This window comes from Demequina sp. B12 (genome assembly GCF_028823635.1).
Classification (GTDB): domain Bacteria; phylum Actinomycetota; class Actinomycetes; order Actinomycetales; family Demequinaceae; genus Demequina.
The window spans coordinates 552,306-573,743 of sequence record NZ_JAPEHU010000002.1 but is presented as its reverse complement, the minus strand read 5'-3'; the positions used below and the strand labels follow the sequence as shown (position 1 = coordinate 573,743).

The following is a 21,438-nucleotide window of genomic DNA, read 5'->3' as shown; positions in this document are numbered from 1 at the left end:
AATCGCTCATTCCACCCCTACGCGAAAGAGGACCACTCATGCGCGCTGTCGCCGCACTCGCCGCTTCTGTGGCGCTGGTTCTTGGTGCCTGCACGGGACCGCCAGCCGATGTCGACACGTCGCCCACCTTGAGTGGAGACATTGACCAGATCACGGTGGGGTCAAGCGATACCCAGGCGCCTTCGCTGACGTACGAGCAGGGCTTGGAGTACGACGAGGCGCAGACCCGGTTGCTGTGGGACGGCGAAGGGGAACGCCTGGTGTCTGGGCAGCCGTTGCTTCTTGACGTGTATGGCGAATCGCTTGACTCGGGCGATGTCGTGATCAACACTTTCGACGGCTCGCCTGAGGCGTATGTGCTGACTCCGGAGTCTGTCGGCCAAGCGCTGTACGACGTCCTCGTGGATGCCCGTGTGGGGGCACGAGTGTTGGCATTGGAGCCAGCGGAGTTGATCCCACAGACGGAGCAGGATCAGGAAGCAGAGGACGAGGCTTCTGAGGATGACGGCCATGACACGGTCACCGAGGCACCTCCTGTTGGCCTTGTGGTGGATGTGCGTTCTGAGCACGCTGTGGGCGAAGCGCAGGAACCTAAATCCAGCATGCCCGAAGTGGTCGTTGACGAATCCGGCGAGCCGCGTGTGGTGATTGCCGAGGACGCGGAACCAGTCGCGGATCTTCAAACCGCCACCTTGATACAGGGAATCGGGCCCCAGATCACGGCGACGTCGCGAGTCACGATGAACTACGCGATCTTCTATTACGAGGATGGCGAGACGGAAGGTACGAACGACGACGGCGAGAGCGAAACCGAATCCTGGTCCGCCGGTGATGTGTTCGACTCGACGTGGCCGGTGGAACGAGCCCCATACCTGCTGGACATGGAATCGGGAGCGGTGGTCTCCGGTATGACAGCAGGGTTGCTGGATCAAACCGAGGGCTCACGGGTAGAGCTACTCGTCCCGTCGTCAATGGGATACCCGTTGCGAGGGACGATGATCATGGTGATTGACATCTTGGATGTGTGGAACGCGGAGGACATGTGAGTACTGCAGTTCGGGTTATCCCTTGCCTGGATGTCGATGCTGGCCGCGTCGTCAAGGGTGTCAACTTTACGAACCTCCGTGACGCCGGCGACCCCGTAGAGCTCGCACAGGCGTATGGTGCGGAGGGAGCCGATGAGGTGACTTTCCTTGATGTCACCGCCTCTTCCGCCAATCGCGACACGACCTATGACGTCGTGCGGCGCACCGCAGATCAGGTTTTTGTGCCGTTGACCGTCGGAGGTGGCGTTCGCACGCCTGAGGATGTCGACCGGCTACTCCGGGCGGGGGCAGACAAGGTGGGAGTTAACACGGCAGCGATCGCGCGGCCGGAGTTGATTCGGGAGATCTCAGCACGTTTCGGTGCCCAGGTGTTGGTGCTGTCAGTGGACGCACGTCGCTGCCGCGATGGGGTGACCACTGCCTCGGGCTTTGAAGTCACGACCCATGGTGGGCGCCAGGGGACGGGTATCGATGCGGTCGAGTGGGCCACTCGCGGCCAGGAGCTCGGTGCCGGTGAGATCTTGTTGAACTCCATGGACGCGGACGGCACCACGGATGGCTTTGATCTGGAGATGCTGGGCCACGTGCGCGAGCAGGTTTCTATCCCGCTCATTGCTTCCGGCGGCGCCGGCAACGTCGAGCACTTCGTCGAGGCTGCACGGGCCGGAGCAGATGCGGTGTTGGCAGCAAGCGTGTTTCACTTTGGACACCTGAAGATCAGCGACGTCAAGAACTACATGCGCGAGTGCGGAATCGAGGTGCGGTGAGCAGCCCCAACGACGCGGCAGCAGACTATCGACTCACGGGGTCGTTTAACCGTAAAGCAGGACAACTGATCCGCCACGCGATGCGGACCGAGCGCCTGCGTTTCTCTTTGGCGATCCTCTTTGCTGCGATCTTCTCCATTTTGACCGTGGTGTTTGGAACCCTGTTGGGGGACATCACTGACGATGTTGTCATCCCCGCAGTCGCCGGCGACCCTATTCGAGGCGTGTGGGGAGACTTCACGCAGGACCCTGTGGCTGCGATCTGGATCGCGGGTGCGGTCTTTCTCGCGATCGGCGTGGTGAATGCCGTGCTCGTGGGCCTGCGTCGCGGTGTCCAAGGCATTGCTGTGGCGGGTGTCGCGGCACGCCACCGTCGGGTAGTGGCCGATGCACTCGCCAGCCTTCCGCTGGGATGGCACCGGTCAAATCCCTCCGGGCGGCTACTATCCGCGATGTCGTCGGATTCGGAGTCAGCGACGAACACGCTGCATCCCTTCGCGTTTACCGTGGGGTCGTTCGTGATGATGTTCGCGGCGGGCTGGTCAATGTGGCGTATGGATCCGTGGCTTGCAGTGACAGGGCTGGCGGTCGTGCCGGTGATCTTTGCGATCAACTTGGCGTACGAGAAGATCATCACCCCACGCTGGGATCTTGGTCAGTCGCGTCGCGCGGACGTCTCGACGATCGCCCACGAAAGCTTTGAGGGTGGCACTGTCGTGAAGGCTCTCGGTGCCGAGAAGATCGAGAGCGATCGATTTAGGGACGCCGTCCTTGGTTTGCGCGATGCCGACATCCGCGTGGGGAAGACCTCTGCATGGTTTGAACCCATGATGGATGTGGTAGTTCCGCTGGGTTCGGTCGCACTGATGATTGTGGGAGCCATCCGTGCCGACGCCGGCTATGTGTCCGTAGGAAACGTGGTGTCCGCGATCTACTTGGTGACTCTCATGGCCGTCCCCATTCGTGGACTTGGCTGGGTATTGGGCCAGATGCCGCAGGCGTTGGTGGCGTTTCGCCGAGTGGGGGAGATCGCGCAGGCTGCCACTGAGATCGATGAGCCGGGATCCGTCGAAGTGGAGCGTGCTGGGGCAGGTGCGTTGGCATTCTCTGGCGCCGACATTGGTGCTGACGACGGCGACGGCAACCTCGCAACGATCCTGACCGATGTCTCCCTTGAGCTGCGACCTGGAACGGTCACGGCGCTGGTGGGTGCCACGGGCTCCGGCAAGTCGACTGTCGCGCTTGCGGCGACACGTCTTGCACGCCCTACTCAGGGTGCGATCACATTGGACGATACGGATCTGGAGGTCATTGCGAGCCTTGGCGACCACGTGGCCTTGGTGCCGCAAACGGCATTTGTGTTCGCCGGAAGTGTGCGTGAGAACGTGACCTTGGGCGAGGACTATTCGGATGAGCAGGTCTGGAAGGCCCTCGACCAGGCGAACGTCGTGGACGTGGTGGAACGTCTCGCGAAGGACGGCAAATCGGGCTTGGACGCGACCCTTGCGGAGCGAGGAATGAACCTCTCCGGAGGCCAGCGCCAACGACTCGCGTTGGCTCGCGCGCTGGTGCGCCAGCCGCGCGTTCTGGTGCTTGACGACGCGACGAGTGCCGTTGACCCACGCGTCGAGCAGGAGATCCTTCGTGGACTGAGCGCCGACGGCCAGGGGCCCACAGTGTTGATCATTGCGTACCGTCTCGCGTCGATTCAGCTCGCGGATCATGTGGTGCATGTGGACTCGGGCCGTGTTGTCGATGCTGGCACGCATGACGATTTGGTGGCTCGTGACGCCGGCTATCGCGAGCTGGTGCTCGCGTACGAGGAAGACTCGAAGCGACAGAAGGAACAGGAAGCGGGGTACATCGGATGACGGCATCACCCGTGGATATCACTACCGTCCGTGGCCTGCTCAAGCGCGGCTTCCAAGTGAGCCCGGAGATGAAGGCGGGACTCTGGATTACGTTGACTCTTGCGGCTCTCGCCGCGTCGGGGCGTGCCGCTGTGCCGTTCCTGACCCAGCGTGTGACGGACTTGGGTCTGCTCGCACCTGGGGGTGTCAACGTCGATCTCGTCGTCAAGTACGCGGCAGCGGGTGCGGTGGTGCTGCTCATTACTTCACTGCTTGCCTGGCGGGTCCGCGTGCGGATGGTTGAAGCCTCTGAGAAGGGCCTGGCGACGCTGCGATTGCGGGCGTTCGACAAAGTTCACGAACTGTCGGTGCTCACCCAGAATGAAGAGCAACGTGGCCGCTACGTTTCCCGAGTCACGGGCGACGTGGAGACCATGCGTGACCTGATGCAGTGGACCGGCGCGGCGATGATTGTCGCCGCGTTGGAGTCGGTCGTCGTGTATGCCGTGATGGTCGCCTACTCCTGGCAGGTGTCGCTGGTGGTCCTGCTGGCGTTCTTGCCGATGGTGGGCTCGCTCTTGTGGATTCAGCCCCGTGTGCAGAAGGCCTTCCGCCATGTGCGGGAGCAGATGGCTGACCTGTTGGGACGTACCTCTGAGCAGATCGTCGGAGTGTCGACGATCCGTGCCTATGGAGTGCAGCAGCGGATGCGTGACCAGCTCAACGAGGAGAACGACGACATTCTCCGAGCCGAGCGCAAGGCATCGATTCTCGCCTCAGTGAACTTTTCGTCGACTGTGGTGGGCCAGTCACTTGCTACCGGACTGGCGTTGGTCACCGGAACGGTGATGGCTATCAACGGGATGATGTCTGTGGGCACCGTGGTGGCGATGGCGTTCTTGGTCTACCAGTTCTCAGGGCCCCTGATGTGGATCATCGAGATGCTAGCGGAGATGCAGCGCGCGATCGTTGGCTGGCGCCGTGTCTTGGAGTTGGTGGATCAGGAAGTCACCGTCGTGGACCCGGGTGAGGATGGCACCGCCATTCCTCACGGCCATGGTGATTTGGACATCGACAATGTGCGCCTGACATACCCCGGAGGCCCGGAGGTCCTGAAGGGGATCGACCTCAAAGTGCCGTCGGGGAAACGCATCGCGTTGGTCGGTGCGACCGGTTCAGGTAAGACGTCGCTCGCTCGTCTCATGTCTCGTTTCTTCGACCCCTCGGAGGGCGAAGTGCGTGTCGGTGGGGTGGACTTGAAAGCCGTTCCAGCGGATTCGCTGCGCCGCTCGATTGCAGTTGTCCCGCAAGAGGGCTTCCTGTTTGATGGCACGATTTTGTCGAACCTTGCCTATGCATTGCCTCACCTGAGCTCCGAAGACTTGGCTCAGCGGTCGTTGTCCGCGTTTGAGTCGCTTGGACTCGAGGGGTGGCTTGAGGCCATGCCTGAGGGGATTGATTCTCCCGTCGGTCCTCGCGGTGAACTGCTGAGTGCTGGTGAACGCCAGCTGGTGTCGATCGCGCGAGCGTACTTGCGTGATCCGGACTTGCTGATTCTGGATGAGGCGACAAGTGCTGTTGACCCTGCAACGGAGGTCCGCATTTCCCGTGCCTTGGAGGGGCTGATGCAGGGTCGGACCGCAGTGGTGATTGCCCACCGTTTGTCTACGGCGGAGCGCGCTGATCTTGTGGCCGTGATGGAGCAGGGCGAACTGATCGAGGTTGGATCTCACCGAGACCTTGTCGCAGCAGGCGGGACATACGCTGCTCTCTATGGAGCGTGGGTTTCGCAAACCCGCGAGTAGGTTCCTGGCAGGGGACGCGAGCGGCCTCACCGCAGTGACGACCCCGGGCTAGGCACGTGGAAGGATAGGCGCCATGCCTTTGGAGCCGAGCATTGCAGATCGCTTGAAGCGCACGCCTGATGGTTTGGTGTGCGCGGTCGTGCAGGAACACGCCACCGGAGATGTCCTCATGGTGGCCTGGATGAACGACGAAGCGCTTCACCTGACGTTGACGACGGGCCGTGCCGTGTACTGGTCGCGGTCTCGCCAAGAGTTGTGGCGTAAGGGCGACACCTCCGGTCATGTCCAGCATGTTCACGCCGTGAGCCTTGACTGTGACGGTGACGCATTGCTGTTGTCGGTGACACAGCAGGGACCGGCATGTCACACAGGAACGCACAGCTGTTTCGAGGCGGGCGGCTCGCTCGACGTGACGTTGGCGGAAGCTCAGTGAATATGGAAGCAGTGTCGGTGGAGTGGGGCGCTACGTGGCCTGCGCTCGAACGGTTCATTGAGATTGGAGCGTCGCGACGGGTCGTCCCCGTGGTGCGCCGCTTGCTTGCGGACGGGCTCACGCCGGTTGCTGTGTACCGGGCCCTGGCTGATGAGCGTCCGGGAACTTTCATCCTGGAGTCGGCAGATCCGGATGGCTCACGAGGACGCTTTTCCTTCGTCGGTGTGAACTCGCGAGCCACGCTCTCGGTACGGGGTGACGACGCGACGTGGGCAGGGGATGTCCCCGTCGGGCTTTCCGACGGAGCGCCGCTGGACGCGATTCGCAATGTGTTGACGGAACTGCACTCGGAGCCCATCCCTGGTTTGCCACCGCTGACGGGTGGAATGGTGGGCGTGCTCGGGTGGGACATCATCCGCCAATGGGAGCCAACCCTGCCTGCAAAGGCGCCACGTGAGGTGGACGTTCCCGATGTCATGCTGATGCTCGCCACGGACATCGCCGCGATTGATCATCACGATGGATCAGTGTGGCTGATGGCGAACGCGGTGAATGCCAACGCCGAGGCGACCGGTATTGAAGGCGCGTATGCCGACGCTGTTGAGCGCTTGGACCGTATGGAGTCTGCGTTGCTCTCCGCACCTGCGGGCGCCATCTCCGTGCTCGCTGAGGACGGGGACGAGCCTGTGGTGCGCCAGCGCAGTGCGCCAGGGGAGTACGAGGCTGCGGTTCGCTTCGCCAAGGAAGCCATCAGGGATGGAGAGGTTTTCCAGATGGTGCCCTCTCAGCGTTTCGATGTCGACTGCCCTGCGCGCCCTCTGGATGTCTACCGGGTCTTGCGCACTCTTAACCCGTCGCCTTACATGTATTACTTTCAACTTCGAGACGACGAGGGGCGCGACTTCGCCGTGGTGGGCGCAAGCCCAGAGTCTCTCGCCGCGGTGAAGGACCGCAAGGTCTCTACTTTCCCTATCGCTGGCTCGCGCCCGCGAGGCGAAACCCCAGGCGAGGACCGTGCCCTCGAAGAGGAACTCCTCGCGGACCCCAAGGAGATCGCCGAGCACGTCATGCTGGTTGATCTCGCACGTAATGATCTGGTGAAAGTGTGCGCACCCACATCCGTTGAAGTGCTGGAGTTCATGAAGGTGAACCGTTACAGCCACATCATGCACATTTGTTCGACCGTTGTGGGGGAACTCGAAGAGAGCTACGGCCCGCTTGATGTGTTGACGGCGACTTTCCCTGCGGGAACGTTGTCCGGTGCACCTAAGCCGCGCGCGATTGCGTTGATCGACGAAATCGAGCCCACTCGCCGTGCCTATTACGGAGGTGCCGTCGGCTACTTCGACTTCGCGGGGAACATGGACATGGCCATCACGATTCGTACGGCGCTGATCGAGGACGGCACTGCACACGTGCAAGCGGGTGCAGGTGTCGTTGCTGACTCCGTGCCCGCCAACGAAGACCAAGAGACGAAGGACAAGGCCGCGGCCATGATCCGCGCGATTCGCACTGCTGCGAGGCTTGTACCTGCGGAGTCTGACTAGACTGGCGCAGGCCAGAAAGAAACACGAGGAGTATTCATGTCGAGCATTGAGATCGCCCCGGAAGATCTCCCTGAGGTTGCGCACACGAACCACGGCCGGACGACGGCTGCCTGGGTCACGAATGTGGGCCTCATTATCGCCGCCCTGCTGGTGTCGTTCGGCATCGCGATCCCCGTGTGGGCGCTGGTGTGGGTTGGTGTAGGCATCGCCGTCGTGGCGTTGGTGGCGGGCGCTGCGTTGCGCGCGCTCGGTCACGGCCAGCCCCTGGAGTAGTAGGTCTCACCTGTAGTGTTCACTTTCACCAGGGCTTGAGGTCAAAGGCAAGCCCGTTCAAAGGAGAAAACGCATGTCAGATTTCCAGCAGCCTCCCGCAGGTCCTCCAGGCGGAGCGATGCCTCCTTACGGCACCACCCCGCCCCCTCCCGGAGGGTTCAACGGCGGTAATGAGTCGAAGAACAACTTGGGTACCTGGGCATTGGTGCTCGGGATCCTAGGCATCGTGTGTTGCGGTATTTTCACGGCGATCCCCGCGATCATCGTCGGTAAGAAGTCGCAGGAAGCGGAGTCACAGGGCCTGGCAACAAACGGCCAGTTGGGCAAGATCGGTGTGATCCTTGGTTGGGTCGGCGTCGGCCTGTTTGCGTTGAGCCTGATCCTGAATGGAGTGCTCCTAGCAACAGGAGCAATTTCGCTCGACACCTACGGATTCTAGAAGTGTCGGCTTGGGCCGATGCTGCGACGCCCGGGACGTCCCGTTCCCGGGTGCGGCGCCTCATGGCGCCCGCCGCAGCATCGGCCCTTGCTATGGGCGCGACCGCCTACAACGCATGGGGCGACCCGTATGCGCCGGGGCACTTCCCTGGATGTATGTGGCTTGCGTTGACAGGGATGTGGTGCCCTGGCTGCGGTGGTCTACGGGCCACCCACGAACTCGCCCATGGGGATGTGTGGGCGGCACTCGCTTTGAATCCTGTCGTCGTCGTGGTGATCTTGCCCTTGCTTGCGACGCTCATCGTGTTGTGGTGGGTCGCCGCGTGGCGGGGGACCGCTTTGCCGCGTATTCCGCTGTGGCTCGCGGTGGGACTGCCCGTCCTTCTGGCAGTGTTTTGGGTTCTTCGCAACATCCCGGTGTTGCAACCGTTCCTTGCGCCGTGACTGACGACGCCGCCGCCATTGTCTTGCGGTCGTCTCGTGGTGGTGTCAGCCGCATGCGGTAGTTTTCTGGGCGAACAGATGCGTGATGCATCACGAGGACAACAAGAGGGGGACCTCGATGTCAGACCTGCCACCGCCACCGCCGGGATCGCAGCAGCCTGAACCCGAATCTCGGGGGACCGACGACGAATCGCCTTATCGCGGGCTCGACTCGGACGGCTCCGGCACCACTGGGCCACCTCCACCGCCGTCGCCTGGTGCATATCCTCCGCCGTTGGCAGCGCCCCCGACGCCCCCATCGCAAGCCTGGCCGCCGCACCCCCAGCCTTTGCCTCCACAGCCGATGGCTCCTGGAGCACCCCAGCCAGCGTTCCCGCCAGCCGCCACGCCTTCGTCTCCCGTCAACTCGGGCAAGGCCGTGGCATCCATGGTGACCGGAATCGTCTCGTTGTTCCTGTGTTACTGGTTCCTCATGCTCCCCGCGGGAGTGACAGCGGTCATCCTTGGCGTGCTTGCGCTCAAGGAGACGGACGGCATCTACCGATCAGGACGTGGAATGGCGATCGCGGGGTTGGTGACCGGAGGTTTCGCCACGCTCGGCGCGTTGGTGTCTGTCGTGTGGACAGTGTTCAGCTACGGCACCATGCTCTACTCCGTGTAAGCGACAACGATGCGTGAACCACACTCTCGCCGCGCGTTGCGGGGGGTAGCGCTGGTGCGCGGCTTGGTCGCCGACGCCCGAGCCTGGCCGTGGGTGGTGGCGTCTTCCGTTGTCGTCGGCGGTGCGGTGGTGGTCGCCAGAAATCCGTACGAGCCAGGCGGGGGAGTGGCGTCATGTCAGTTCCTGGCGATGACCGGATGGTGGTGTCCCGGGTGTGGGGGTACTCGCGCGGTCTACTCCATGGCTCATGGTGATGTGAGCGCTGCCTGGGATATGAACCCGCTCGTCGTGGCAGCGGTGCCGGTGCTAGCGGCACTGTGGTGGAGGTGGTGGCGTTGGACACGCGGCTACCCCTCGCGCCCGTGGGGAGTCAAGCCGTGGCATGGCGTGGTGTTGGCCCTGACGTTGGCGCTCTTCTTTGTGTTGCGCAATGTGCCGCCCTTCGCGCCATTCCTTGCTCCGTGAGACCTCCGGGCACTCCCTACGTGCGTTCGCCGAGACAGTGCTTGCTCAGCTGAGGGAGCGGTCTGGGAGGCCGCCACTCGGCGCTACCATGGTGGCCATGGGAGAGGCAACAGTATGAGCGTGCTCGACAGCATCATTGCAGGTGTCCGGGAGGACCTCGCTGTGCGTGAGGCGGCAACGCCCATGGACCAGTTGAAGGAGCGGGCTTCACGGCTCCCCGGTGCCATTGATGCCCGGCAAATGTTGGCTCGCGACGAAGTCGCTGTCATCGCTGAGGTCAAGCGTTCGAGCCCCTCGAAGGGCTCGCTTGCCTCGATCACCGACCCAGCGCTGCTCGCCACGGAGTATGAAGCCGGCGGCGCATCCGTCATTTCGGTCCTGACCGAAGAGCGCCGCTTTGGAGGCTCCCTGGACGACCTCGACGCGGTCCGTTCCAAGGTGGAGATTCCCATTCTGCGCAAGGACTTCATCGTTACTCCCTATCAAGTCTGGGAAGCGCGGGCACACGGCGCTGATGTGGTGCTTCTCATCGTTGCGGCGTTGGACCAGATGGCACTTGAAAGCCTGATCGAGCGAGTGCACTCCCTCGGGATGTGCGCCCTTGTCGAAGTGCATGACGAGGAAGAAGTTAAGCGGGCGGCCGATGCGGGAGCGCGCGTGATCGGCGTCAACGCAAGGAACCTCAAGACCCTCGAAGTGGACCGGCACACCTTCCAGCGTGTGGCGCCCATCATTCCTGAAGGAATCGTGCGAGTCGCAGAGTCCGGCATTCGTGACGGTCATGACGTCGTTGAGTACGCCCGGATGGGTGCGGATGCGGTTCTCGTGGGGGAAGCCCTGGTGAAGCACAAGGACCCCCGCCACGCTGTTGCTGAGATGGTTGCCGCGGGTGCACACCCCGCACTCCGGGCGGTGCGCCCGTGACAGAGTCCCTTCAGTCAGCGCCCGGGCCTTTCTTTGGAGAGTTTGGCGGCCAGTTTGTACCAGAGGCCCTCATGGCAGCGCTGGATGAACTCACGGACGCATATGAGAAGGCGCGGATCGATCCGTCCTTCACTGAGGAACTTGTACGCCTGGCCCGGGACTACACGGGACGGCCGTCCATCATCACTGACGTGCCCCGGTTCGCCAAGCACGCTGGTGGTGCACGGGTTCTCCTCAAGCGTGAGGATCTCAATCACACTGGATCGCACAAGATCAACAACGTGCTGGGTCAAGCACTCCTGACCAAGCGCATCGGCAAGACTCGCGTCATCGCGGAGACGGGCGCCGGCCAGCATGGCGTTGCCACGGCGACCGCCGCTGCTTTGATGGACCTCGAGTGCGTGATCTATATGGGCGAGGAAGACACCGAGCGCCAGGCGCTCAATGTCGCTCGCATGCGCTTGCTCGGGGCTGAAGTGATTCCCGTGGCGACCGGTACCCGTACTCTTCGTGACGCGATCAACGAAGCCTTCCGGGACTGGGTGGCCAATGTTGACCACACGAACTACGTCTTTGGGACTGCAGCAGGTCCGCACCCATTCCCCGCGATGGTTCGCGACTTCCAGCGGATCATCTCCGTAGAGTCCCGTGCGCAGATGCTTGACTTGGGTGGCCTGCCCGACGCGGTGGTGGCATGTATTGGAGGCGGCTCCAACGCAATCGGCTCCTTCGACGCGTTCTTAGACGACACTGACGTGCGTTTGATCGGTTGTGAAGCTGCAGGTGATGGCGTCGAAACTGGACGGCACGCCGCAACGCTGACGGGCGGACGCCCCGGCATCCTCCATGGCTCGCGCTCCTTCATCCTGCAGGACGAGGAAGGCCAGACGCTTCCCTCCCACTCCATTTCCGCAGGCCTGGACTACCCGGGCGTGGGTCCTGAACACACGTGGCTTGCAAGCATCGGCCGCGCTGAATACTGGCCGGTGACCGATGCCGACGCTATGGACGCCTTCCGCCTGTTGACTCGTACCGAGGGAATCATGCCGGCTATCGAGTCGTCCCACGCACTGGCCGGAGCAATCCGTCTGGGCAATGAGCTTGGTCCCGATGCCACAGTTCTGGTGACATTGTCAGGTCGTGGAGACAAGGACGTGGAGCAGGCCGCGCGATGGTTCGACATGCTGCCTAAGGAGGACGCATGAGCGCCCTGACGGACCGCCTGGCGGAGGTGCGCGCCGAAGGCCGCGCTGCATTGATCGGCTATCTGCCGGTCGGCTATCCCACGGTCGAAGCCTCGGTCGAGGCGATGCGTGTTCTGGTTGATGCGGGTTGCGACATTGTTGAGGTGGGGCCGCCATATTCGGATCCCGTTCTGGACGGTCCTGTCATCCAGCACGCCGCCGCGATTGCGCTTGAGGGCGGGGTCAAGGTCGACGACGCATTCACCGCTGTCGAGGCAGTCGCGCAAGCGGGTGCGGTACCAGTGGTGATGTCGTACTGCAACCTGATGATCCAGCGTGGCTATGAGCGCTTTGCCCAGGAACTCAAGGCTGCCGGTGGAGCCGGCGTCATTACGCCTGACTTGACCCCGGATACGGGCCAAGATTGGATCGCTGCTGCGCGAGCCGAGGACGTCGACACGATCTTCCTGGCGGCGCCGTCGACCACTCGCGAGCGAATGCACCTCACCGTCGGAGCTTCGCGCGGCTTTGTGTACGCGACCTCATTGATGGGCGTGACCGGCGAGCGTGCGTCAGTGGGTTCAGCTGCCGAACGCGTGGTAGTGGAGGCGCGAGCCGCGGGTGCTGAGTTCGTCTGCGTGGGCCTGGGTGTGTCGACGGGTGTTCAGGCAGCAGACGTGGCTGCCTACGCCGACGGTGTGATCGTCGGGTCAGCCTTCGTGAAGGCGCTCGGCGACCATGGCGATATGGAAGCTCTGAGGATCAAGGTTCAAGAACTTGCCGCAGGAGTGCGAGGACAGTCATGATTCCAGCCTCCATCCCCAGTCCTCCGGTGGAGTGGTCGAGTTTCGCGCTTGGGCCGCTCACGATCCACACGTACGCGTTGTGCATCATGCTGGGGATCTTTGTCGCGCTATGGCTCACCACCAAGCGATGGGTAGAGCGCGGTGGTGACGCCGATGCCGTTGCCGACATCGCGATCTGGGCGATTCCTTTTGGCATTGTTGGCGGCCGGCTGTACCACGTGATCTCCACCCCCGGCCCGTACTTCGGCGCCAACGGGAACCCGTGGGACGCCTTCAAGATTTGGGAAGGTGGACTGGGAATCTGGGGCGCTGTTGCCCTCGGAGCCTTGGGCGCCTTCATCGGCGCACGTCGCAGCGGAGTTTCGTTCTCCGCCTTCGCAGACTCCGCCGCACCCGCAGTGCTGATCGCGCAGGCGATCGGACGTTTGGGCAACTACTTCAACCAAGAGCTCTTTGGTGGTCCGACCGACCTGCCATGGGCGCTCGAGATTGATCCGGCTTTCCGACCCGAAGGCTTTGAGCAGTACACCACCTTCCACCCGACCTTCTTGTATGAGTTGTTGTGGAACCTCGTTGGAGCGTTCCTCATCATCTGGTTGGACCGCAAGTACAACTTGCGTGGCGGTCGAGTGTTCTGGCTCTACGTGATCGTCTACGTCTCTGGACGTCTCTGGATTGAGACAGTCCGCATCGATACCGCTGTGCACATTCTTGGCGTACGCGTCAACGTGTGGGTGTCGCTCGCTGTGCTCACGCTTGCTGTCGTGATGTTCGTCATGCTGGGACGCCTCCAGCGTGGGCGAGCTATAGCGACCATGCCAAGGAGTCAGCTCGCGGCCGTCGCCGGGGTAGAGGACGCTGAGTCTGTCGCGCACCACGGTGCTGCGGCAGACGAGAGTGACCTCGGAAACCGTGGCGAAGCAGGCCTGGACCAGGTCAGTGACCAGGCCCCATCCGCCGATTCTCCGGCCGATGATGCGGAAGAGACGCCCCGGCAGGAAAACACCTAGCCGATTCTTTACCTACGCCTGGTTCGCGGTAGGCTTAACACCCGTGTGTTCACCGGGTCGACGGCGCCCCGCAACCAACGATTGCCCGGCTCATTCCCGGGAAAAGCAAGGACGGTGTGATGGCTGCGCTCACTGGCGCTTCCCAGCCCGCGCAAGGGCTGTATAACCCCGCGTACGAGCACGATGCGTGTGGTGTCGCTTTTGTAGCGACCCTACGAGGCACGCCTGGTCGCGACATTGTCGAGGCTGGGCTGACGGCTCTGAAGAACTTGGAGCACCGCGGCGCGGTTGGTGCAGAGACGGAGACAGGCGACGGCGCGGGCATCCTGACTCAGGTGCCGGACGCCTTCCTTCGTGCTGTCGTCGACTTTGACCTTCCCGAGAAGGGCGAGTACGCCGTCGGCATCGCCTTCTTGACTCCGGGTTCCGAGTCGACTGAGGTTTCAGCCTTTGAGAGTGCGGCCGCCCTTGAGGGCGTGACGGTCCTGGGTTGGCGCGATGTTCCAGCCGTTGGCGATCCGCTCGGACCGTCGGCACGTGAGGCGATGCCAACCTTCCGTCAGGTGTTCGTCGCCGTCGACGGACTGTCGGGCATTGCGCTTGACCGCCGTGTCTACCGGGTCCGTAAGCGTGCAGAGAACAATGGTGGTCCGTTCTTTGCCTCCCTGTCGAGCCGAACGCTCACCTACAAGGGGATGCTCACGACCTATCAGTTGGAGCAGGTGTTTCCTGATCTGACCCATGAGCTGTATGCGTCTGAGCTTGCGCTCGTACACTCGCGCTTCTCGACCAACACTTTCCCGTCCTGGCCACTCGCACAGCCGCTGCGCGGAATCGCGCACAACGGTGAGATCAACACCGTGCAGGGCAACCGCAACTGGATGACCGCACGCGAAGGCACCCTGCGCTCCGAGGTACTCGGGGAAGTCGCGGACCTGATGCCAGTGTGTTCCGCCTCGGCCTCCGACACCGCCTCTTTCGATGAGGTTTTGGAGCTCCTGCACCTCGCCGGCCGGTCGCTGCCGCATGCCGTGCTCATGATGATGCCTGAGGCCTGGCAGAACAACTCCGAGATGGACCCCGCACGGCGGTCCTTCTACGAGTACCACTCGGCGCTCATGGAACCGTGGGACGGTCCCGCTGCCCTTCACTTCACCGACGGCACGGTGATCGGTGCCACGCTCGACCGCAACGGTCTCCGTCCAGGTCGTTTCTGGGTGACGGATGAAGGCTTGGTGGTGGCCGGATCGGAAGCCGGTCTCCTTGACATCGATCCCGCCAAGGTCGTCCGCAAGGGACGCCTGCAGCCAGGCCGCATGTTCCTGGTAGACACCGCTGCTGGGCGCATCATTGAAGACGAAGAAATTAAGACCCGTCTTGCTTCGGAACACCCCTACGAGCAGTGGGTGCGCGACAACGCCGTGCGCTTGTCTGAGGTCCCGGATCGAGAGCACATTGTGCACTCACAGGCGTCGGTCAAGCGTCGTCAGCGCGCCTTTGGTTACACGGAAGAGGAGCTGAAGAAGCTTCTGACCCCGATGGCCCTCAACGGTGCAGAGCCGATCGGTGCGATGGGCTCCGACACCCCCATTGCGGTGTTGTCGGATCGCCCCCGTTTGCTGTTCGACTACTTCACACAGATGTTCGCGCAGGTCACGAACCCGCCGCTGGATGCCATCCGTGAAGAGATCGTGACCGCCATCGGCGGCGCGATCGGTCCCGAGCCAAACCTGCTGGACACCACGGCGGAACACGCTCGCAAGATCATGTTGGAGTTCCCCGTCATCGACAACGATGAACTGGCGAAGATCCTCCACATCGATGCTGACCCGCGCCTGAAGGGCGTCTTCTCAGCGCGCAAGATCCGTGGTCTCTACCGCGTTCAAGACGGCGAAGAGGGGCTGCAGCGCCGCCTCGATGACATCTTTGACGAGGTCGATCAGGCCATCAAGGAAGGCGTCTCATTCATCGTCCTGTCCGACCGCGACGGCAACCAGGACTTTGCACCGATCCCGTCGCTCCTGCTGACATCGGCCGTGCACCATCACTTGGTGCGCAACCACTCTCGCACTCGGGCATCGCTTGTCGTGGAGGCCGGAGATGTGCGTGAAGTTCACCACGTCGCTCTTCTCGTGGGCTATGGTTGCGCCGCAGTGAACCCGTACCTGGCTATGGAGACCATCGAGGACCTGGCAGCTCGTGGTTTCCTGGGCGACATGGCTTCAGAGAAGGCCGTCAAGAACTTCATCAAGGCACTCGGCAAGGGTGTGCTGAAGATCATGTCGAAGATGGGTATCTCGACGATTCAGTCGTACCGCGGCGCCCAGGTTTTCGAAGCCATCGGGTTGTCCCGTGAGTTCGTCGACCGTCACTTCGTCGGCACCCCCAGCCAGGTCGATGGCGTGGGCCTGGACGTCATCGCTCGTGAGGTTGCGCTGCGCCATGCCGATGCGTACCCCGCGTCAGGTGAGTTGCCTGCGCACCGCCGCCTGAACACCGGTGGTGAGTATCAGTGGCGACGTGACGGTGAAGAGCACTTGTTCGACCCTGAGACGATCTTCAAACTTCAGCACGCTACCCGCGAGCGGAAGTACGACGTCTTCCGGCAGTACACCGACCGCGTGGACAACCAGGCGAAGCGCCTGATGACCTTGCGTGGCCTGTTCGAGTTCGCGTCTGACCGTGAGCCGGTTGCCTTGGATGAGGTCGAGCCCATTTCCGAGATCGTCAAGCGTTTCTCGACCGGTGCAATGTCCTATGGGTCGATCTCCGAAGAAGCGCACGAGACACTGGCCATCGCGATGAACCGACTCGGCGGTAAGTCGAATACCGGTGAAGGTGGCGAGTCCGTGGAGCGCCTGTACGATCCCGAGCGTCGTTCGGCGATCAAGCAGGTGGCATCCGGCCGCTTTGGCGTGACGAGCGAGTACCTCGTGAACTCTGATGACATCCAGATCAAGCTGGCGCAGGGCGCCAAGCCTGGTGAGGGTGGTCAGCTCCCGGGCTCCAAGGTCTACCCCTGGGTCGCGGAGACACGACACTCCACTCCTGGTGTGGGGCTGATTTCCCCGCCGCCTCACCACGACATTTACTCGATCGAGGATCTCAAGCAACTGATCCACGATCTCAAGAACGCCAACCCGCAAGCTCGTATTCACACCAAGCTGGTGTCGGAAATCGGCGTTGGCACGATCGCTGCAGGCGTGGCGAAGTGCAAGTCGGACGTGGTCCTCATCTCCGGCCAGGACGGCGGAACTGGGGCAAGTCCTCTCAACTCCCTCAAGCACGCGGGTGCGCCGTGGGAGATTGGGTTGGCCGATACCCAGCAGACCCTGGTGCTGAACGACTTGCGTGACCGCGTCGTGGTTCAGGTCGACGGACAGATGAAGACGGGACGTGACGTCGTCATCGGCGCACTGCTCGGAGCAGAAGAGTTCGGCTTCGCGACCGCGCCGTTGGTGGTCGAGGGCTGCATCATGATGCGCGTATGCCACCTGAACACCTGCCCGGTGGGTGTCGCTACGCAGAACCCAGAGTTGCGAGAGCGCTTCACCGGCAAGGCCGAGCACGTCGTGAACTTCTTCGAGTTCATCGCCGAGCAGGTACGTGAACTGCTCGCGCAGCTCGGATTCCGTTCGATCGCTGAGGCCGTCGGGCACGTCGAGGCGCTCGACACTCGAGAAGCAATCGATCACTGGAAGGCCAAGGGGCTGGACTTGACGCCAGTCCTGGCGCGTCCCGAACCGGGACGAGCGTTGAGCAACGCCACAGTGCAGGACCACTCGTTGGACGTGGCGCTTGACCAGGAGCTCATTGCCGCTGCGTCACCCGCCTTGGAGCGTGGGGAAGCAGTGCAGATCGATATGCCGATCCGCAACGTGAACCGCACGGTCGGCACCATGCTGGGTTACGAAGTCACGCGCCGCTATCGCGGTGCAGGCCTGGAAGACGACACGATCTCCGTCAACTTCCAGGGCTCCGCAGGTCAGTCCTTTGGTGCGTTTGTGCCGCGAGGCATCACGTTGCGCTTGCAGGGCGACGCGAACGACTACGTGGGCAAGGGACTTTCCGGAGGACGCATCGTCGTCCGGCCCGCCCGCGAAGCGATGCTGGACGACTCCAAGGACGTCATTGCCGGCAACGTTATTGGTTACGGTGCGACCTCAGGCGAGATCTTCCTTCGTGGCCAGGTAGGCGAACGCTTCTTGGTGCGCAACTCCGGCGCCACCGCAGTGGTGGCAGGAGTGGGAGACCACGCACTGGAGTACATGACGGGCGGCACGGCGCTGATTCTGGGCCGCACGGGCCGCAACCTCGGTGCTGGTATGTCTGGTGGTACCGCGTACATCCTTGATTTGAAGGTAGAACGTGTGAACGCCGATGCGCTGGCGGCGGGGGAACTCACCCTCAGCCCGCTGGACGCTGAAGACGAGACCATCGTGCGCACCCTGTTGGAACGGCATGTCGCAGAGACGGAATCCCCGCGGGGCAAGGAACTTCTTGCCAAGTGGGATGAGAACAAGGACCGCTTCACGCGCGTGCTACCGGCACAGTACGCACGCGTGCGTGAGGCACTCGCAGAGCTTGAAGCAACAGGAGGCGATCTGCGCGCTCCGGGTGCTTGGGCCGAATTCCTGGAGGTAACCGGTGGCTGACCCCCAAGGCTTCCTGAAGTACCGTGAGCGTGAGGTTCCTCAGAACCGCCCCGTCCCGATCCGACTCCTTGACTGGAAGGACGTGAAGGACGAGCTCACGAAGGACGAACCGACGTTGCGTCGACAGGCGACACGTTGCATGGACTGCGGAGTTCCGTTCTGTCACCAAGGTTGCCCCTTGGGCAACATCATTCCCGAGTGGAATGACCTGGTGCGTCAGGGACAGTGGGAGGACGCAATCGAGCGTCTCCACGCTACGAACAACTTCCCGGACTTCACCGGACGCATCTGCCCGGCTCCTTGCGAAACGTCCTGCGTGTTGGGTATCAACCAGCCTGCGGTCACGATCAAGAGCATCGAAGCAGAGATCATCGACAAGGCGTTCAAGGAAGGCTATGTCGAGCCTCACATTCCGCAGCGTCAGACCGGCAAGACCATTGCGGTGGTCGGATCCGGTCCCGCAGGTTTGGCAGCGGCGCAACAGCTCACGCGCGCAGGCCACACGGTCCGTGTCTACGAGAAGGATGACCGCATCGGCGGTTTGATGCGGTACGGAGTTCCGGACTTCAAGCTTGAGAAGATTCACATCGATCGGCGGATCGAGCAGATGGAGGCCGAGGGCACGCGCTTCCGCACTGACGTCGAGATCGGCAAGGACGTCACGTGGGACGACTTGCGTGCCCGCTACGACGCCGTGCTTGTCGCCACTGGTGCGCCCCTGCCGCGTGAACTGCCCCTGCCGGGCCGTGCGTTGGGTGGAGTTCACTTCGCGATGGAGTACCTCCACCAGGGCAACCAAGCTGCAGCCGGTGACGCCGTCGAGGACCAGATTCATGCCGAGGGCAAACACGTCATCGTGATCGGTGGCGGCGACACTGGCTCCGACTGCATCGGCACCGCGCTCCGTCAGAAGGCCGCATCGGTGACGACCCTCGCGATCGGCAAAAAACCGCCAGTTTCTAGGCCAGACCATGACCCTTGGCCTACGGATCCCCGGGTATTCGAAGTATCGTCGAGTCATGAAGAAGGTGGCACCCGCCAGTTCCTCGCGTCGACCGTCGAGTTCATCGGCAACGACGCAGGGAACGTCACGGCATTGCGTGTCGCTGAGACTCAGTACAACGCCGATGGTTCACGGACTCCGATGGCCGGCACCGAGCGGGACATTCCCGCGGATCTGGTGCTGATTGCTATGGGCTTCACGGGACCAGAGACGGAAAGTTTGACAACACAGGGCGGCGTTGCCGTCACCGACCGCGGGCGCATTGAGCGCGCGGACGACTTCCACACCTCTGCGGATGGCGTGTTTGTGGCCGGCGATGCCGGGCGCGGCGCGTCCCTCGTGGTGTGGGCCATCGCGGAGGGCCGTGCGGCCGCCGCTGCGATCGATGAGTACCTGACCGGTAGCACCGAGCTGCCGGCACCTGTGACAGCCAGCACGGTTGCGCTCCGTGCGTAGAGAGATCTGAGGAAAACGAGAGATGTCGCGTAAAGCAAAGATTGTCTGCACGATCGGCCCGGCAACGGCGCCCCTGGAGCGCATGCGTGAGTTGGTGAATGCGGGCATGGACGTCGCTCGTATCAACCGATCGCACGGCAGCACTGAAGAGCACGAGGCGGTGTACAACAACGTTCGTCAGGCAGCTGAGGAGTCGGGTCGCAACGTGGCCGTCCTGGTTGACCTGCAGGGCCCCAAGATCCGTCTGGAGAAGTTCGCCAACGGACCACACGAGCTCGCTATCGGTGATGTCTTCACGATCACCACTCGTGACGTGGAAGGCACCAAGGACATCTGTGGCACGACCTTCAAGGGCCTGCCAGGCGACTGCTCGCCTGGCGACACGCTCCTCATCGACGATGGCAAGGTCCGGCTCGAGGTGACCGACGTCACCGAGACCGATGTCATCACCAAGTGCGTCGTGCCCGGCCCGGTGTCGAACAACAAGGGCATCAACTTGCCTGGCGTTTCGGTGTCTGTTCCCGCGCTGTCCGAGAAGGACGAGGACGACCTGCGTTGGGGCCTGAAGATTGGTGCAGACTTCATCGCGTTGTCGTTCGTGCGCAATGCCGCCGACTACGAAGACGTCGCTCGCATCATGGCCGAGGAGGGCATTACGGTTCCCGTCGTTGCCAAGGTGGAGAAGCCGCAGGCCGTCGACAACCTTGAAGAGATCGTCGACGCCTTCGACGGCATCATGGTCGCTCGTGGTGACCTTGGTGTGGAGCTTCCGCTCGAAGAGGTTCCGCTGGTCCAGAAGCGCGCCATCGAACTGTGCCGTGCGAACGCCAAGCCCGTGATCGTCGCTACGCAGGTGCTTGAGTCGATGACTCACTCGCCGGTTCCTACCCGTGCGGAAACGTCGGACTGCGCCAACGCGATCCTTGATGGCACCGATGCTGTGATGCTCTCCGGTGAGACCTCGGTGGGTGACTTCCCGATCGTTACTGTCGAGACGATGGCTCGCATCGTGCGCAACACGGAAGAGAAGGGGTACAGCCGTATCGCACCCTTCTTGACGACGCCCAAGACTCGCGGTGGCGCGGTGACCCACGCTGCGGCTGAGATCGCTGATGCGCTCGACATCAAGTACATCGTGACGTTTACCCAGTCCGGCGACTCTGCCGTGCGTATGGCTCGCCTGCGCCCGAGCGTCCCGATGCTGGCCTTCACCCCCGAGCCCAAGACGCAGAAGCGTCTCGCGCTGAGCTGGGGCGTGGATGCTGAGTTGGTGGACCGCGTTGAGACTACTGACGAGATGGTGAACCTCGTTGACGGCTATCTGAAGGAGTCCGGCAAGGCTGTCGACGGCGATTACGTCGTGGTCGTGTCGGGTACTCCCGTCGGAACTGCTGGAACGACGAACTCGATCTTCGTCCACAAGGTCGGTCAGGTTCGCGGATAAGTTCCGTTCATACCTGCGGCGCGGGCTCCTCACCTCACGGTGCGGGGCCCGCGCTTTTTGTTGTCTGAAGGCCCCACAAGCCTGGGTGGTCCATATCGCGGGTCACGCTGGGGTTGATGAACTGCAGCGCCGAGTACAGGGAATATGAGGCCATGGCGGGGCTTGTTGCCGCATCTGGGCAGGCCGCATAGAGACCCGTGAGTACGTGGGACCTGCCGTGCAGGAAG

The 21,438-nt window shown here is 62.6% G+C and carries 18 protein-coding genes; all 18 read left to right on the top strand.

Annotated elements, in window-relative coordinates; genetic code table 11:
• Nucleotides 1-38 precede the first annotated feature (38 nt).
• Entirely contained in the window at nucleotides 39-1,046 is a 1,008-nt protein-coding gene (locus ON058_RS07205) for an FKBP-type peptidyl-prolyl cis-trans isomerase (RefSeq protein WP_274668344.1), read from the top strand.
• Nucleotides 1,043-1,813, top strand: coding sequence for an imidazole glycerol phosphate synthase subunit HisF (gene hisF, locus ON058_RS07200; protein ID WP_274668343.1), 771 nt, complete (start codon nucleotides 1,043-1,045; stop codon nucleotides 1,811-1,813). The genes ON058_RS07205 and hisF overlap by 4 nt, the downstream gene beginning before the upstream one ends.
• Nucleotides 1,810-3,684, top strand: coding sequence for an ABC transporter ATP-binding protein (locus ON058_RS07195; RefSeq protein WP_274668342.1), 1,875 nt, complete (start codon nucleotides 1,810-1,812; stop codon nucleotides 3,682-3,684). The genes hisF and ON058_RS07195 overlap by 4 nt, the downstream gene beginning before the upstream one ends.
• Entirely contained in the window at nucleotides 3,681-5,468 is a 1,788-nt protein-coding gene (locus ON058_RS07190) for an ABC transporter ATP-binding protein (protein WP_274668341.1), read from the top strand. Before ON058_RS07195 ends, ON058_RS07190 begins: the two co-directional genes overlap by 4 nt.
• Nucleotides 5,469-5,541: 73 nt before the next feature.
• On the top strand, nucleotides 5,542-5,901 hold the full coding sequence (gene hisI / locus ON058_RS07185) for a phosphoribosyl-AMP cyclohydrolase (protein WP_274668340.1): 360 nt from the start codon (nucleotides 5,542-5,544) through the stop codon (nucleotides 5,899-5,901).
• Nucleotides 5,902-5,903: 2 nt separating this feature from the next.
• Entirely contained in the window at nucleotides 5,904-7,448 is a 1,545-nt protein-coding gene (locus ON058_RS07180; RefSeq protein WP_274668423.1) for an anthranilate synthase component I, read from the top strand.
• A 36-nt stretch (nucleotides 7,449-7,484) separates the two neighbouring features.
• The gene (locus ON058_RS07175; RefSeq protein ID WP_274668339.1) at nucleotides 7,485-7,721 is read left to right on the top strand and encodes an HGxxPAAW family protein; all 237 of its coding nucleotides are present in this window, start codon (nucleotides 7,485-7,487) and stop codon (nucleotides 7,719-7,721) included.
• 73 nt (nucleotides 7,722-7,794) lie between these two features.
• Nucleotides 7,795-8,160: a DUF4190 domain-containing protein gene (locus ON058_RS07170; RefSeq protein ID WP_274668338.1), complete on the top strand. Its 366-nt coding sequence runs from the start codon at nucleotides 7,795-7,797 to the stop codon at nucleotides 8,158-8,160.
• A gap of 2 nt (nucleotides 8,161-8,162) precedes the next feature.
• The gene (locus ON058_RS07165; RefSeq protein ID WP_274668337.1) at nucleotides 8,163-8,603 is read left to right on the top strand and encodes a DUF2752 domain-containing protein; all 441 of its coding nucleotides are present in this window, start codon (nucleotides 8,163-8,165) and stop codon (nucleotides 8,601-8,603) included.
• 343 nt (nucleotides 8,604-8,946) lie between these two features.
• Nucleotides 8,947-9,264 carry a DUF4190 domain-containing protein gene (locus tag ON058_RS07160; protein ID WP_274668336.1) on the top strand — a complete coding sequence of 106 codons (318 nt, stop codon included), beginning with the start codon at nucleotides 8,947-8,949 and terminating at the stop codon, nucleotides 9,262-9,264.
• 9 nt (nucleotides 9,265-9,273) lie between these two features.
• Nucleotides 9,274-9,729: a DUF2752 domain-containing protein gene (locus tag ON058_RS07155; RefSeq protein WP_274668335.1), complete on the top strand. Its 456-nt coding sequence runs from the start codon at nucleotides 9,274-9,276 to the stop codon at nucleotides 9,727-9,729.
• A 114-nt stretch (nucleotides 9,730-9,843) separates the two neighbouring features.
• The gene (trpC, locus tag ON058_RS07150) at nucleotides 9,844-10,653 is read left to right on the top strand and encodes an indole-3-glycerol phosphate synthase TrpC (RefSeq protein WP_274668334.1); all 810 of its coding nucleotides are present in this window, start codon (nucleotides 9,844-9,846) and stop codon (nucleotides 10,651-10,653) included.
• The gene (trpB, locus tag ON058_RS07145) at nucleotides 10,650-11,858 is read left to right on the top strand and encodes a tryptophan synthase subunit beta (protein WP_274668333.1); all 1,209 of its coding nucleotides are present in this window, start codon (nucleotides 10,650-10,652) and stop codon (nucleotides 11,856-11,858) included. Before trpC ends, trpB begins: the two co-directional genes overlap by 4 nt.
• On the top strand, nucleotides 11,855-12,643 hold the full coding sequence (gene trpA / locus ON058_RS07140) for a tryptophan synthase subunit alpha (RefSeq protein ID WP_274668332.1): 789 nt from the start codon (nucleotides 11,855-11,857) through the stop codon (nucleotides 12,641-12,643). Before trpB ends, trpA begins: the two co-directional genes overlap by 4 nt.
• Nucleotides 12,640-13,653 carry a prolipoprotein diacylglyceryl transferase gene (lgt, locus tag ON058_RS07135; protein ID WP_274668331.1) on the top strand — a complete coding sequence of 338 codons (1,014 nt, stop codon included), beginning with the start codon at nucleotides 12,640-12,642 and terminating at the stop codon, nucleotides 13,651-13,653. The genes trpA and lgt overlap by 4 nt, the downstream gene beginning before the upstream one ends.
• Nucleotides 13,654-13,772: 119 nt before the next feature.
• The gene (gltB, locus tag ON058_RS07130) at nucleotides 13,773-18,308 is read left to right on the top strand and encodes a glutamate synthase large subunit (RefSeq protein ID WP_274668330.1); all 4,536 of its coding nucleotides are present in this window, start codon (nucleotides 13,773-13,775) and stop codon (nucleotides 18,306-18,308) included.
• Nucleotides 18,301-19,767, top strand: coding sequence for a glutamate synthase subunit beta (locus ON058_RS07125; RefSeq protein ID WP_274668329.1), 1,467 nt, complete (start codon nucleotides 18,301-18,303; stop codon nucleotides 19,765-19,767). Before gltB ends, ON058_RS07125 begins: the two co-directional genes overlap by 8 nt.
• 22 nt (nucleotides 19,768-19,789) lie before the next feature.
• A complete protein-coding gene (gene pyk / locus ON058_RS07120) occupies nucleotides 19,790-21,211 on the top strand; it encodes a pyruvate kinase (RefSeq protein ID WP_274668328.1) in 1,422 nt (473 codons plus the stop codon).
• The last annotated feature ends 227 nt before the right edge of the window (nucleotides 21,212-21,438 follow it).